This is a genomic window from Brevibacillus schisleri, assembly GCF_055685845.1.
Window position 1 is genome coordinate 5828004 of the sequence record NZ_JBVNDM010000001.1, and the last position, 14074, is coordinate 5842077.

Below are 14074 nucleotides of genomic sequence, written 5' to 3' on the forward strand. Positions count from 1 at the left end.
CAATTCAGATGAAAAAACTAGTATCCGTAGCTTTGCTGCTCTCCATGTTGGCTGTTTCTGCTTGTTCGAACAAACCCGCTGATACAAAGCCAGCTGAGCAAAATGCAGCACAAACCACAGAAGCTGCTAAAACAACTGAAGCTCCAAAAACAGATTCTGCTACACCAGCTCCAACTGCAACAACAAACGACAAGCTGGAAGCAAAAAAGGTTCTGAACGACAAAGTGGAAATCTTGATTCCAAAAGGCTTTACTGTCATGTCCGAAGAGATGGCAAAAACAAAATACCCGATGGAAAATCGTCCTTCCCTGATTTATACCGATGAAAAAGGTTCCATTAACATTGCGTTTAGTCATACAGAAACTCCTATTCAGGAGGACAGCCTCATCAAAGACCTGAAGGACCCGATGAAACAAGCGTTTTCCAATATGTACAAAGATGCGACCTGGTATCGCGATGAAGTAATCCAAATCAACGGGAAAAACGTTGGTGTGTTCGAACTGCTGACTCCTGCTGCTGATACGAAAATTTACAACCTCATTTTCTTTACAGAGCTCGACGGCAAAATGCTGATGACCACTTTCAATTGCACCGAGGCACAAATGGAAGAGTGGAAGCCACTCGCACAAGAAATTTTGATGTCTTATAAAGTGCAATAAGGAAACAACGATTCCCCCTTATAAAGAGTAAAAGCACCCGCCAATGGGTGCTTTTTCTGTTTGTTGCATCCAACTCTTTCTACCAACGAAGCAAGGTCTCCCGCGACTGCAATGCGGTCAATACCGAAGGGGTATCGGGCGTGCATTGGCAATGCGCTGTGCTGAGGAGCAAATGAAGGTGGTTCTTGCCGATGTTAGCAGCGCTCCAACGGGTAGAGCAGGAGTTACAGTCTGTCGGAAACTCTCTACCACGAATTGAACGTGGCTCTTGTATTACCCATCTGTTAATTCTCGATCTCGCAAGGAAACCAAAATAACGAATCCAATCATCACCTCTGTAATGTTAAACGCTACCTGCTGACCATTCCATGCTTGTGATTGCCACATGGCGAACCACTCTGCACCCACAATGGCAAATCCGAAAAACCAGATGCAAAAAGCAACCATGTAAGCGATGTATGCGAATGTTTTCGAGTTATTGAACGTTTTTGCATCCTTTTTTACATGACGAAGCATATTTCCTGTAGCGACCCAACCAAAAAGTGAGAATAATCCTTCCGCAATGATAATTCCGATATAAGCTATGGTGTGAGCAGTATGATGCTCACGCCTCTCTCCCTATTCCCTATACTGTCTTCACTCATTCTCGATCGGATTGACTCCCCCTTTCTCTTTGTAAGAAAAATCTATCTATTTTTATCACAAGTATTCATATCCATTAGATGGAAACCTAATCATACTCATTCGGAAATGGAACTAACCCATTCATGATTTTTACCCCGTCCATGTTCAACAGTTTGGAACGGTTTTGTCACATGTATTTTTCTTAACAATGTTATGATGAAATGGATTCACCCCTATATAACAAACAATGAATATGTGCAAGGTTGTGATTATTATTTGGAAGCCTGATCGGTCGAGCAGTCAAACTTTATACCACCAAATAGCCGATGAGATTGAACGCAGAATTTCATACGGAGAGTTCCCCCCTGGGAGCCTACTCCCTTCTGAGAGAAAACTGGCTGAGCAATTAGGTGTAAACCGAAGCACTGTTATTCTAGCGTACGAGGAACTTCGGGCATTAGGCATCATTGAGAGCAGAACAGGAAGCGGTACTCGTGTGTGTAAAAATAAATGGGAGGCAACTCCGAAGCATACACCGAACTGGCATCGATATGTAGAAGGTGGTCAATTCCTCCCGAATTTGTCTTATCTGCGTCGGATCAGAGAGGCCTTGCAAAAAGACAGCAGTCTCATCGATTTTGCGAGTGGAGAATTGTCTTCCCAGCTCTCACCTAGCAAGGAGATCAGTACCCAGATGAAGGAAAACCCCTTCACCGAATATTTGGGATACGATAATCCGCAAGGCTTTACGCCATTGCGTGAAGAACTGGTCTCCTATTTGTCACGTTACCGGAATGTACAGACAACGGACTCTTCGATTCTGATCACGTCGGGTTCTCAACAATCCCTGTATTTGATCACCCAATGTCTGCTTGCACCCGGCGATGCAGTTGCCATCGAAGATCCCTCTTATTGTTACTCGTTGCCTATGTTTCAATCTGCTGGTCTCCGCCTGTTCCGCCTCCCCGTCAGCAATAACGGCATGAATCCAGAAGATATTCGAGCCTTGTATAAAAAGCATCGGATCAAGATGATCTTTATCAATCCTACCTTTCAAAACCCGACTGGGGTTTGTCTTGATCCCACTCGGCGCATGCAGCTGTTGGATGTAGCAAGCGAACTTGGTCTTCCGATTGTAGAGGACGATCCATTCAGTCTCACTTCCTATGACGGCAAGCCTCCACTGCCACTCAAATCATTGGATCAGCTTGGCTCCGTTCTCTACATCGGTTCCTTTTCCAAGATTGCTGCATCCGGTTTACGAGTCGGTTGGATGGTGGCGCCTCATTCCGTTGTCGAGCGTTTGGCAGATGCCCGCCAGCAGATGGATTTTGGCCTGAGCGTGGTGCCACAAAAAATCGCGGCCCAGTTTTTGCATTCCGATAACTTCCTGCCTCATTTAGAGCGGTTACGCATGCATTTACAGTACAGAAGAGATTTGCTTGTGGAGGCACTGCAAAAAGAGTTGCCCAATAAGCTTTCATTCACCATTCCCCAAGGCGGATTACACTTGTGGTGTAAAATTAACCCTCATGTGAACGACAACCAATTATTTGAAGAAGCCCTTCGCAGAGGAGTCGTTTTTGTTCCAGGAAGTGTGTATGGTTCAGACTCCGGCTACGTTCGCTTTACCTTTGCGCGACCCAAAGAAGAGGAAATTACGATAGGTGTCGCTAAATTTGCGGATGCATTGAAGGCGGTTTTGTCATAAAGCTGGTTGTCGGCTAACGGTTGTGGTCGGGGGAAGCCCTGCCACATGTTTTCCAGTCGCCTGTATCCTCTCTACGTTCGGGCGGTCTTCTTCCAAACATGTGACAGGACTTTCGTACAGCTTTTGTTTCTTTCAAGCTATTAGAGCGTTTAAGCAGGTCAAGACAGGAAGCTTTGATTCAAGTATTTTACTACTTGGATTTACCTACAAGGATGTTGGACAAAGCTACGTAGGAGAAGCGCATTTCCAGTCAAGCGCCTCTGGAGCCCATCTCAGCACCGGAAGAAATGGGGGGGAATTTCAGCTTCACTGATATGAACGAGGACTGTCAATAGCATGACGGCCCCGTTTTTTCTTTTTCCTTTTTTCTTGTTGCTTTATATGGAGAGGCGGGCGTGGTAGACTGCTCTGTTGCGGTCAGCGTAAAGAAACCCACCGCGTTTTACGCAAAGATCATGCCCGCAGAGGCTCCATGTCAAGCAACAAGAATGGGTAAAGACACGGCACGAAGGCAAAAACTTTTCGACGGTGAGCAGTCTGATATCCGTGGGTTCTCACATTTTATCTCTCCGTTCGGGGGAGCTTCCACAAACTTATGACGCACATAGTTGTTTTTAAACAAGTGTGCAAGTGAAGCACGTGGTTTCTCCCTACCGGTTCTTCCTTTTGCCTTCGAGCCCTATCTTCACTGCTTGATTCTAGGTTAACTTTTTATGACGCTTGTTCCATTTGTCGAGTGATCGCCCAAATAAAACCCAACAATTCACGGGCAACAGCTGTCACTGCTTTTCCGCCTGGCTTTCCTTTCGCCATGAGGCGACAATATTTTTTATGCAATCGATTTTGTGCTTTCCATGAAATGGCTTGAACTTCCTTCGACTGGCCTTCCTGTCTTTTCCGAATCTCCCCTTTTAACGCAGGTGGATAACGGTAACTCCAAGCAGCCTCTACCAGAACACGACGAAGATGAGTGTTTCCTGTTTTAGTAATGGCCCCTTGTCGACGGAGATCCCCACTTGACGATTCGGAAGGAACCAATCCAGCATAAGACATCAGCTGACGAGGGTGGGCAAATCGGGAGAAAGAACCGATTTCTGCAACCAAGCTGGTAGCGGTTATTTCTGCGACACCACGTAATGATTGGAGAGCTTGAATCATAGGAGCATGAACACTTTCTGTCGCTTGAGCGTGAATTTCCTCATGAAGACGTTTTAAACGTTGCTCGATCTCGTCTAGTTGATGCAAATATTCGCGAAAAACGGTACGTGAGCTGTTTTGTGAAAAGGTTAAACGATCAAGCCACTCTCTGTACCTAACGGTCCATTTTCTAATTCCTACAGGAGGCCGCAAATCGTGACGAAGAAGAAATTTCGTTAAACGGTGTCTGGCTCGAAGCTGGTCTTCTTTCGCATCTTCCCGAGCACGAACTAAGTCACGTAGAGCTTCATCTTCTTCCGTCGGTACATAAATCGAAACCAACTCACCTGCACGAAGCAACTGAGCCAAACGGAGTGCATCTCGCCGATCCGTCTTTACTCGATCTCCTGGTCTTTGCGGGATAAGAGAAGGAGCAACAACTATACAATCGATTCCGAGACGAAGAAAAAGCCGATATAGTTCATAACCGGTAGCACCTGCTTCATAGCACACTTGAAGAGAGTGAAAATCTCCTAGTTGTTTCATGAGTTTACGAACAGCTTCAGGTGTATGAGCAATCATTCCCCAATAACGTGGGGCTTCTCGGCCATCTTCAGCTATTGCCACCGCAATTTTATCTTTTGAAACGTCTAAACCAACGTATTTTGTGAAATCCTTCATAAGTAGCAGCTCCTTTCGTATTGTAGCGCTCTGTCTATTGGCGTACTTGCCCTTAGTGTAGCCAGAGTAACCTACGAAGTTACGAATAGGGGCTGTCCTCGTTCATAATAACTTATGGAATACTTCTTCGAAACTGCTACGTTTGAAGCGCTCCCGCCATTTGTTCCGGTGCGGACAGTCTCCCTCCTTGCGGGCGTAGGTTGAAGCGTAGACTGGAAATGCGCTTCTCCTCCGCTACAGCAATTACAAGACCTCCACCGCTTTCATCAAGCAATGGAGGCCTTCTGCATTTGACAAACGGACTTACTTCACCCACTTCACATTCTCTTTTTTCTCTTCATTCACCAACAATGTAAAAACATCGGGTCGCGAGTAATGTCCAACGACATCAAAATCGAATTGGCTATACGCGATATCGCGAATGTCCAGATCAGCGTAAAGAATCTCCTCCCGACCAAAAACAGGCTCGACGATATAGTCGCCCAATGGCCCCACAATTGCACTTCCACCTCTGCTCATCTCGTCTGGTGAAGAGGCCAGATCGTCGTAGCAGGCCAAATCAGTCGGATACATATCTTTTGTTACGTACTGATTGCTCGATAAAACGAAGCATCTACCTTCCAATGCGATATGGCGGATGGTAGCTTGCCATGCATCCCTCGCGTCTGCTGTAGGTGCGATGTAGATTTGAACGCCTTTTGCATACATCGCTGCTCGCGCTAACGGCATATAATTCTCCCAACAAATCAGGGCCCCGATCTTACCGTACGGAGTATCGAATACCGGTAAAGTACTTCCGTCTCCTTCGCCCCAAATCAACCGTTCGGATGCAGTTGGCTTCAGCTTGCGATGCACGCCGAGCAACTCACCATCTGGTCCGAAAAATAAGACGGAACAATATAAGGTGCCACCGCTATTTTCATTATCTCGCTCGATCACACCAATGACGAGATACACACCAGCCTTGCGCGCTGCCTCCCCGAGCTTATCTGTCTCTTCACTCGGGACGACAATCGAATTGTCCAAATATCGAAACCAGTCTTTGCGCCCTTCCGGGGAACGACTGCCAACTTTTGCTCCAAAAGTAAGTCCTCTCGGATACGCAGGGATAAAAGCTTCGGGAAAAACAACGATTTTCGCTCCTTTTTCGCCTGCTTCCAATGTCAGTGAAACCGCCTTTTCCGTACTTCCCTCTCGATCCATTATGACCGAAGCAGCTTGAACAACTGCTACTCGTACGTTCTGTTGCTGAATGGACATGTTACATCCCCTCCCAATTAGAGCATCTGTCTTGCTTTCCTATTATTCGGCGTACCCGACTGGCTCCCCTACTCCTGCAACGCTTTCATATCCTCGATAATTTGATTGTAGGGCACGTCCGTCATTCCTTCATAACGGTTAACCACTGTTCCCTTTTGATCGACCAAATATAAAAACGTGTCGTGGATGATTTGATCGGAATTAGGGTCCTTTTCTATTGGCGTCTTGAATGACTTGAGAATAAACGTTTTGATCTCATCAAATCCGTAGCCAGTCAATGCATGCCAATTGGAGAAGTCAGCATTGAATTTACCCAGATATGACTTCAATGCCACTGGCGTATCTCTTTCTGGATCAACCGAGAAGGAAACAAACTCCACATCTACGCCAGCTTCTTTTGCTTTTTTCTGCAATTCAGCCATGTTTGCTGTCATCGTAGGACAAACGGTTCCACAATACGTAAAGACAAAGTTAGCAACCCAGACCTTATTTTCCAGATCACTTGATGAAAAAGGCTTCCCTTCCTGGTCCGTATAAGCAAATTCATTAACCGGATAGTTGTAATCATATCTTGCTGGACCACACGCAGTTACCAAAACCATCAGGATACTGAGCATGATCAACCAAGCTGTTTTTTTCATTGTACCGCCCCTCTCCTATTCCTTTTTCTCAGAGAGCCACTTCGCTAACTGGCCGATTTCTTCCGTGCTTAGCACTTTTTCATAACCAGGCATGCCATTTGCGCCGACCGTAATTATTTCAATGAGTTTTTCCTCCGCCATTTTCGAACCAACTTGCTGCAAGCCTGGACCCACCCTACCGGATAAATCATTACCGTGGCAGCTCATGCAATTATTTTTGTATAGCTGCATCGCAGTTTTCTCGGCATCTGCAACTTCTGTTTGCCCTTCCGTCGCACCATTACTGCATGCAGTTGCAACCAGGAACAGGGAACCAATCAGGAGATACTTGATGGCTTTCACAGAAACCCCCTACCTTTCCGCCGGGAATAAGGTTACCTTCCAAAAAGGGACGGTCTGCAACCGAGAATCAGGGCGTACAGCAGTACGCCCCCCGATTGAATTTTATGTCATTATAGTGCGACCATGTTGTACATCATGATCCAGATAGAGCCGATCACGATGAGGAAGACGATAAACAACCCGAGTAAAAGCGACATCAAGTTGTAGCGTGGTTTATCCTCTTCTTTCAGGTGCATGAAGAAGAATAACTGGACAATAAACTGGAACAGAGCAGCTCCTAAATAGATGATGAGTCGCTTATCACTATCCAACCAGCCGTTCTCTAGCGCTAGAATAGGAATGATCGTGAAAACAAGCGACAAGACGAAACCGATCACATACGATTTCAAGGAACCATGACCACCGTGTTGTTCTGTCGTACCATGCACAGATTGCTTGCTCAATTAATTCACCCCCATCACATACACGATGGTGAAGACGAAAATCCAAACAACATCAAGGAAATGCCAGAACAGGCTGATGATGTTTACTTTTCGTTTCGTTACGGGTGTAATACCGTGCTTGGCGATTTGCATGATGACGATGATCATCCACCCCATACCGAGCGTCACGTGCAAGCCATGCGTCCCTACCAATGTGTAAAAGGCGGTCAGGAATGCACTCGTTCCAATCGTTGCCCCTTCACTAACCATATGGATGAACTCGTTGATTTCCAGGAACAAGAAGGATGCTCCCAAAAATACGGTAACTCCCAGCCAGTTCATCAAGGCAAGACGATTCCCCTTATTCATAGCGAGAATCGCAAGACCGCTCGTAAAGCTACTGGTCAGCAAAATAAACGTACTCGCGTAAATCCCACTCATCTGAAACAGATCTTTTGGACCTGGACCACCATCCGTGCTGCCTTGCAGTACGATATAAGTCGCAAACAAGGTAGCAAACAAGATGACATCCGTCATGAGGTAGATCCAAAAGGCAAACGTGCGCAATTCCTCTTGGTCTGGATGATGATCATGATGTCCAGCATTCACATTAGCCATTACGTAATCACCCTCCCTGCTTCCGCCTCTGTACGTTTAATCTCTTCCACCGTGACATAGTAGTCCGTGTCATAGTTAAACGAGTGAACAACCATACATACAATCACACCGATAAACCCTGGTACCGCCATCCACAGCCAGTCAAAAATCAAGCCGAATCCGACAAAGAACCAGAACATGGACATCACAATCGGAATACCTGAGTTTTTCGGCATATGAATCGGTTCTAGCTCTACTTTCGCTGGCTTTTCCAAGCCTTGCTCGATGCGCAGCTTTCTTTCATGCCAGTCATCTTGAGACGTTACCTGCGGCATAACGGCAAAGTTATAGAACGGAGCTGGTGAAGGAATCGACCACTCCAATGTACGGGCATTCCATGGATCGCCAGTTGTATCTCTCTTCATGTGCTTGATGCTGTGTGCAATGTCCCAAATTTGGACAAGGAATGCAGCACCCATGATTACGGCACCAATCGTCGATATCAGGTTCATTTCGAACCAGCCTTTGTCCCAGCCGTACGTGTAAAGACGACGTGTCATACCCATCAAGCCCAATGCGTATTGCGGCATGAAGCACAGGTAGAACCCGATGTTCCACAGCCAGAAAGCCCAACGGCCAATACGCTCATTCAGCTTGAAGCCAAAAATTTTCGGCCACCAGTAGTACAAGCCCGCGAAGAATCCAAATACGACACCTGCAATGATCACTTGGTGGAAGTGTGCAACGAGGAAGTAGCTATTGTGATACTGGAAGTCAGCAGGTGCCACGGACAGAAGGACACCCGTCATCCCACCGATGACGAAGTTCGGGATAATCCCGACCATCCACAGCATCGGCGTTTCGAACGTAATTTTTCCTCGGAACATCGTAAACAGCCAGTTAAACACTTTCACACCCGTCGGAATCGCAATCAACATGGTCGTGACGGCGAAGAATGCATTGACGTCCGCACCGGAGCCCATTGTGAAGAAATGATGCGCCCATACGAGGAACGAGAGAACGCTAATAATGATCATGGCGAAAACCATGGATTTGTAACCAAACAGCTTTTTCCGTGAGAACGTTGCAACGATCTCAGAGAAAATCCCGAACGCTGGCAAAACGATAATGTAAACTTCCGGGTGACCCCACATCCAAATCAGGTTGATGTACATCATCGGATTACCGCCGCCATCCAAGGTGAAGAAGTGCCCACCCAAATAGCGGTCGATAAACAGCAGTGCCAAGGTAACCGTCAAGATTGGGAATGCGAAAACGATCGCGATACAACTCGACAAAACCGACCAAGAAAACATCGGCATTTTCATCAAAGTCATACCAGGAGCACGCACTTTCAAGATCGTCACAATAAAGTTAATCCCGGTCATCAAACTACCAATACCTGAGATTTGAATCCCCCAAATGTAGAAATCCTGACCTGGCCCCGGGTTAAAGGCTAGCTCCGAATACGGCGGGTAAGCCAGCCATCCTGCATCCGGGGAGCCCCCAATGACGAAGGACAGGTTAAACAGCATCGCCCCTGAGAAAAACAGCCAGAAGCTGAGCGCATTCAGAAATGGAAAGGCTACGTCACGTGCACCGAGTTGCAGCGGCACGATGACATTGAACAAACCAAACATAAGCGGCATCGCCATAAACAGAATCATAATGACGCCATGCGTCGTAAAAATCTGGTTGTAGTGATCCCCACTCAAAAACTGCATCTCAGGCATGACGAGCTGCGCCCGCATTAGGAGAGCATCTACCCCTCCTCGAAACAGCATGAGAACGGAAGCGAGAATGTACATGATTCCGATCTTCTTGTGATCGACAGTCGTCAGCCATTCACGCCAGAGCCATCCCCATTTTTTAAAGTAAGTCAGCACCGATACGATTGCGATCATACTAAGCACAATGCTGACGTCCGCACCGTAAATAAGTGGATCGCCTGTTACGAAAAATTCAGAGGCGAATTCTTTCACACTCTCCCACATCGTTGTCTCTCTCCTCCCTGTTTCTATTTCAACCGACTATTCTTTCACCCGCGCTGGCGGTTGCACTCGCGTAGATAAGCCGTGATTGTGTGAAGCAGCATACTTGGTCACCGTCATCTCGTACAATCCTTCAGGGAAAGTGGAGAAATAGCGTACATCCGATGTTCCTTGTTTGGTCAGCTCTTTGTAACCATCCAGTGTCAGCCCAGGGGAAGTATGTTTCACCTGATTCACCCATTGATCAAAATCTTCTTGGGAAGTCGCATTCGCTGTGAAGAACATCTTCGCAAATTCTTTTCCGGTAAAGTTTGCACCAGATCCCATGTACTCACCCTGCTCGTCTGCTTGCAGGTAGAGAGTCATCGACATGCCGGACATGGCGTAAATCTGGCCTCCAAGCTGTGGAATCCAGAATGAATTCATCGGGGCGTCAGACGTCACTTCGAAGCGTACCGGCACATCCTCTGGGAACTGCACATAGTTCACAGTGGCAATGCCTTGTTCAGGATATTGGAATAGCCACTTCCAATCCAAATTCGTCACTTGAATCGTGATCGGTTTCTTCTCGGATTCCAACGGCTTGGATGGCTCCAACGAATACGTGTACCGAACTGTCACGATCCCAATTAACGTAATAATGATGATGGGAATGCCCCACCAAATGATTTCCAGTTTCGTACTGTGCTCCCAATTAGGCGTGTACTTCGCCTTTCTTCCTTTTCTGTCACGGTATCGCCATACAATGACAAAAGTTAGAATTAACACAGGAACAATCACAATTAACGTTAAAAGCGTGGATAAAATCATTAAGTCCTTTTGCTGTTCACCAATGGGTCCTTTCGGATCGAGCACGATATAGTTATCAGCGCAACCGGTCGTCAAGAACAGCAGGATGAACATGAACAAAAATGACATACAGCGTACTGTCTTGGACGTCTTCATGTCCTTGTCCTCATCTCCTATCACCATGCACAGGGTACTTTTGAAACAAGTCTTACTCTAAAGCCGGACCGATAGAGTGTCACCAGCCAATGACAAAGTGGATCAACCAGCCATGTTCAAGAATCCGCTGCATTTTGGACACCTTTTCGACATAAAAAGAAAAAGACCACCCCAAGGCGGCCTTTCCTGCTATTGTTTGGTTATTCCTTGATGACTCGTATGGTCTGTAGCGTCGGGTCTTCAAAGCCCTGAACTGGTAAACCTGCCTCCATGTTTCTCTTCGTATAGATGAGGTTCTCTTCCGAAATGATCTCACCCGGGACAAAGATCGGGATACCTGGTGGATATACCATGACAAACTCCGCGATAATTCTCCCCACAGATTGTTCGACGGGAACCATCTCTGTCGATGCGTAAAATGCATCGCGCGGGGTGACAGCCAGTACCGGTATTTTCGGCAGCTGCATTTTCGGGCAGGCTTTTCTCTTTCCTTGATCCGCGGCCCCGGCAGCCAACTCCTCCAAGGCATAGACAAGGATTTGCAAATCTTCTCTCGTATCGCTTGGTGTGATAATACAAACGATGTTGTACAGGTCAGATAGCTCTACCTCAATGTTAAAGCGATCACGGAGCCATTTTTCAGCTTCATATCCCGTAATGCCGAGGTCTTTTACCGAGATGACCAGCTTGGTCGGATCATGGGCAAACGCTCCATTTGTCCCGATAATTTCTCTCCCAATGCAGTACAAATCATTTATTTTATTGATTTGTGCCCGTGCTTCGTTTGCCAGCTGAATCGTTTGATCCAATAGCGTTTTCCCGGATGTAACCAACCGCTTTCTCGCCACATCGAGCGACGCGAGCAATAAATAGGAGGTAGATGTCGTCGTGAGCATGCTATAGATTGCTTGTACACGCTGAATCGAGACGAGATTTCCCTGAATGTTCAACAACGAACTCTGCGTCAGAGAGCCTCCTAATTTATGCATACTGCTTGCTGCCATATCTGCACCAGCCTGCATCGCCGATAGGGGAAGCTTGGGATGGAAGTGAACATGTGAACCATGCGCTTCATCTACGAGTACAGGCACTCCTCTGGCGTGCGCAATTTGAACGATACTCTTCAAGTCACCGGCGATTCCAAAATAGGTTGGGTTGATGACGAGGACTGCCTTTGCATCGGGATGCTGTTCCAATGCTTTTTCCACAGCTTGTGGTGTGATTCCATGTGAGATCCCGAAGACAGGGTCTATTTCTGGATGTAAAAAGATAGGCGTCGCACCGGATAAAACAATTCCGCTCATGATAGATTTGTGTACATTCCGTGGCACGATGATCTTATCGCCGGGATTACAAACCGCCATAATCATGGTCATGATGACTCCGCTCGTACCTTGAACAGAAAATATGGTGTGATCAGCGCCAAAGGCTTCAGCAGCCAATTCCTGCGCTTGTTTGATAATTCCTTTTGGTTGATGCAGATCATCTAATGGTTCAATGTTAATCAAATCGATGGAAAGTGCATTTTTTCCCATGAACCATCGAAATTCATGATCCATCCCTTTCCCCTTCTTATGACCTGGTATATGGAATTGGATTGGATTCTTCTGGGCATGCTTTCTCAACCCGTTAAAGAGCGGCGTTTGCCCTTGAATCAACATTTTTCCCACCTCACTATCCTTCCGTGTTGTTTGCATGAGTGATGTTTCTGGGCTGATTATAAAGGAAGCGGCCTCTTCCTTCATGATCCAATCTTGCCTTTTATGAACCATCCAATTTGTGTCCTTCCTCGTAATTGGTCTGTTTCATCTTTCGTAAATTGGCTGGTTACAGTTCCGGAGATTTCACTTACAGTGTTGCTACCATGAAGTTTTGGAGGCCATATAGATGAAACAGCTGCCCACGATCCCATCACGCAAAACACTAGAAAAGATACAATCCTATCAACCTGGAATGCCGATTTGGGAGATAAAAAAAATGTACGGACTCTCTCCTATCATTAAATTAGCTTCAAATGAAAATCCACTCGGCCCATCCCCCAAGATCATCCGCGCCATTCTCAGTGCGCTCCCGGAGCTGCATCGTTACCCAGATGCCCATACAACGACGCTAAAAGAGCATTTGGCAGATCATCTTGTGGTAAGTCCAGAGCATTTACTTGTCACGAATGGCGGTGACGAACTGATCAAGCTCATCTCCGAGACCTATCTGGAGCCCGAGGACGAAATCGTCGTGCCTTCGCCGACCTTTTCTGAATATGAATTCGGCGCGCATCTCATGGGAGCTGTCATCAAAACGGTTCCGCTTGAGACCGAATACGCATTCAACGTCTCAGCAATTTTGGCAGCGATCACAGATCGAACAAAGCTTGTCTACCTTTGTTCCCCAAATAACCCGACAGGCACCTATTTGACCCATCAGGACTTGACGGCATTGCTAGACCAATTGCCAGATGGAGTGCTTGTTGTACTCGACGCTGCTTACAGTCACTATGCAACGGCTGACGATTACACAACAGGTATTGAATTTGTCCGCCAAGGATACCCTGTTCTCGTCTTGCAAACCTTCTCGAAAATTTACGCGCTTGCAGGTATTCGCATCGGATTTGGTGTCGCTCACCCCTCGGTGATCCAAAAAATCCTGAAAGTAAAAGAACCGTTTAACGTCAATTCCTTGGCACAAACAGCCGCCATTACCGCGCTTGGAGACGTGGAGCATTTTGAAAAGTCCCTCACGGAAAACACCAAAGGCCGCAAGCAGCTCTATGATGCATTCGATGAAATGAATATCCCGTATACCGTGAGCATGTCTAATTTTATCTTGGCAAAATTCGGGCCAAATGCGGGTAGGATTTATCAAGAGTTGCTGGAAAGAGGAATCATTTTGCGGTACGGAGACACTTGGGAGTTACCGGAGCATATTCGAATCAGTGTAGGTACGCTGGAAGAAAACCAAATTCTCATCCAAAACCTCCGTGAGCTATTACCTATCGCAGGAAAATAAACGAAAAACACCGGCTAGAAAATGTCCGGTGTTTTTTCTTTTGCAAAGTGTTTATGAAGCT

The 14074-nt window shown here is 46.6% G+C and carries 13 protein-coding genes and 1 pseudogene; 3 read left to right on the top strand and 11 right to left on the bottom strand.

All coding sequences use genetic code 11. The annotated features are described in order from the left end of the window. Positions 1-8 precede the first annotated feature (8 nt). Positions 9-659, top strand: a complete 651-nt coding sequence (locus ACUUHJ_RS27710; protein ID WP_289674731.1) for a hypothetical protein — start codon at positions 9-11, stop codon at positions 657-659. A gap of 273 nt (positions 660-932) precedes the next feature. On the opposite strand, the pseudogene ACUUHJ_RS27715 reads toward ACUUHJ_RS27710, so the two are convergent. Further along, positions 933-1247, bottom strand: a pseudogene (locus ACUUHJ_RS27715) (DUF2165 family protein); the annotation flags it as partial. Positions 1248-1530: 283 nt separating this feature from the next. Here ACUUHJ_RS27715 and pdxR point away from each other — a divergent pair. Further along, positions 1531-2994, top strand: coding sequence for a MocR-like pyridoxine biosynthesis transcription factor PdxR (pdxR, locus tag ACUUHJ_RS27720; RefSeq protein WP_472300570.1), 1464 nt, complete (start codon positions 1531-1533; stop codon positions 2992-2994). 711 nt (positions 2995-3705) lie between these two features. On the opposite strand, the gene ACUUHJ_RS27725 is transcribed toward pdxR, so the two are convergent. From ACUUHJ_RS27725 to ACUUHJ_RS27770, 10 genes are all read right to left on the bottom strand, one after another. Beyond that, positions 3706-4812 carry an IS110 family RNA-guided transposase gene (locus tag ACUUHJ_RS27725; protein ID WP_472298574.1) on the bottom strand — a complete coding sequence of 369 codons (1107 nt, stop codon included), beginning with the start codon at positions 4810-4812 and terminating at the stop codon, positions 3706-3708. Between the two features lie 136 nt (positions 4813-4948). Further along, on the bottom strand, positions 4949-5086 hold the full coding sequence (locus ACUUHJ_RS27730) for a hypothetical protein (protein ID WP_289674733.1): 138 nt from the start codon (positions 5084-5086) through the stop codon (positions 4949-4951). A 29-nt stretch (positions 5087-5115) separates the two neighbouring features. Then, the gene (locus tag ACUUHJ_RS27735) at positions 5116-6072 is read right to left on the bottom strand and encodes a carbon-nitrogen hydrolase family protein (RefSeq protein ID WP_472300571.1); all 957 of its coding nucleotides are present in this window, start codon (positions 6070-6072) and stop codon (positions 5116-5118) included. Positions 6073-6140: 68 nt separating this feature from the next. Then, entirely contained in the window at positions 6141-6713 is a 573-nt protein-coding gene (locus ACUUHJ_RS27740) for an SCO family protein (RefSeq protein WP_289674735.1), read from the bottom strand. A 15-nt stretch (positions 6714-6728) separates the two neighbouring features. Further along, positions 6729-7055 carry a c-type cytochrome gene (locus ACUUHJ_RS27745; protein ID WP_472300572.1) on the bottom strand — a complete coding sequence of 109 codons (327 nt, stop codon included), beginning with the start codon at positions 7053-7055 and terminating at the stop codon, positions 6729-6731. A gap of 110 nt (positions 7056-7165) precedes the next feature. Beyond that, the gene (cyoD, locus tag ACUUHJ_RS27750) at positions 7166-7498 is read right to left on the bottom strand and encodes a cytochrome o ubiquinol oxidase subunit IV (protein ID WP_142498141.1); all 333 of its coding nucleotides are present in this window, start codon (positions 7496-7498) and stop codon (positions 7166-7168) included. Further along, the gene (gene cyoC / locus ACUUHJ_RS27755) at positions 7499-8095 is read right to left on the bottom strand and encodes a cytochrome o ubiquinol oxidase subunit III (protein WP_015893405.1); all 597 of its coding nucleotides are present in this window, start codon (positions 8093-8095) and stop codon (positions 7499-7501) included. Next, positions 8095-10068 carry a cbb3-type cytochrome c oxidase subunit I gene (locus ACUUHJ_RS27760; RefSeq protein ID WP_472300573.1) on the bottom strand — a complete coding sequence of 658 codons (1974 nt, stop codon included), beginning with the start codon at positions 10066-10068 and terminating at the stop codon, positions 8095-8097. The genes cyoC and ACUUHJ_RS27760 overlap by 1 nt, the downstream gene beginning before the upstream one ends. Positions 10069-10104: 36 nt before the next feature. Continuing rightward, entirely contained in the window at positions 10105-11010 is a 906-nt protein-coding gene (cyoA, locus tag ACUUHJ_RS27765) for a ubiquinol oxidase subunit II (protein WP_289674738.1), read from the bottom strand. 200 nt (positions 11011-11210) lie between these two features. Next, on the bottom strand, positions 11211-12668 hold the full coding sequence (locus ACUUHJ_RS27770) for an aminotransferase class I/II-fold pyridoxal phosphate-dependent enzyme (protein WP_472301247.1): 1458 nt from the start codon (positions 12666-12668) through the stop codon (positions 11211-11213). 229 nt (positions 12669-12897) lie between these two features. Here ACUUHJ_RS27770 and hisC point away from each other — a divergent pair, with 229 nt between their 5' ends. Further along, the gene (gene hisC, locus ACUUHJ_RS27775; protein WP_289674739.1) at positions 12898-14013 is read left to right on the top strand and encodes a histidinol-phosphate transaminase; all 1116 of its coding nucleotides are present in this window, start codon (positions 12898-12900) and stop codon (positions 14011-14013) included. Positions 14014-14074 lie beyond the last annotated feature (61 nt).

Coding starts and splice junctions, on each gene's coding strand:
- pdxR (WP_472300570.1), top strand. CDS start 1,531: ATGAATATGTGCAAGGTTGTGATTATTATTTGGAAGCCTGATCGGTCG.
- ACUUHJ_RS27710 (WP_289674731.1), top strand. CDS start 9: ATGAAAAAACTAGTATCCGTAGCTTTGCTGCTCTCCATGTTGGCTGTT.
- cyoA (WP_289674738.1), bottom strand. CDS start 11,010: ATGAAGACGTCCAAGACAGTACGCTGTATGTCATTTTTGTTCATGTTC.
- hisC (WP_289674739.1), top strand. CDS start 12,898: ATGAAACAGCTGCCCACGATCCCATCACGCAAAACACTAGAAAAGATA.
- ACUUHJ_RS27725 (WP_472298574.1), bottom strand. CDS start 4,812: ATGAAGGATTTCACAAAATACGTTGGTTTAGACGTTTCAAAAGATAAA.
- ACUUHJ_RS27740 (WP_289674735.1), bottom strand. CDS start 6,713: ATGAAAAAAACAGCTTGGTTGATCATGCTCAGTATCCTGATGGTTTTG.
- cyoC (WP_015893405.1), bottom strand. CDS start 8,095: ATGGCTAATGTGAATGCTGGACATCATGATCATCATCCAGACCAAGAG.
- ACUUHJ_RS27760 (WP_472300573.1), bottom strand. CDS start 10,068: ATGTGGGAGAGTGTGAAAGAATTCGCCTCTGAATTTTTCGTAACAGGC.
- ACUUHJ_RS27735 (WP_472300571.1), bottom strand. CDS start 6,072: ATGTCCATTCAGCAACAGAACGTACGAGTAGCAGTTGTTCAAGCTGCT.